This window comes from Corynebacterium sp. HMSC27B11, from assembly GCF_001815985.1.
Classification (GTDB): Bacteria; Actinomycetota; Actinomycetes; order Mycobacteriales; family Mycobacteriaceae; genus Corynebacterium.
Window position 1 is genome coordinate 61,248 of the sequence record NZ_KV823567.1, and the last position, 393, is coordinate 61,640.

Here is a 393-nt window from a genome sequence, read left to right on the forward strand (position 1 = left end):
TGCTCCCCGCGCTAGCGGGGATGAGCCCTTAGCCAAGCCTAAATACCTTCCTCTACGTGAGTGCTCCCCGCGCTAGCGGGGATGAGCCCCGGGCATCCGCCACGGGGGCCGCGTCCACCGCGTGCTCCCCGCGCTAGCGGGGATGAGCCCCAGGGTAGCGACGCACTGCCAAGAAAAGTCGAGTGCTCCCCGCGCTAGCGGGGATGAGCCCGGGCAGGCCCCCAGGATCACCGCGTCGCGGTGGTGCTCCCCGCGCTAGCGGGGATGAGCCCGCCGTCGGGCCCGTATTCCGCAAGCACGGATTGCGCTCCCCGCGCTAGCGGGGATGAGCCTGTGATGGTGAGGTTGAAGGTGACGTTGTATTCGTGCTCCCCGCGCTAGCGGGGATGAGCC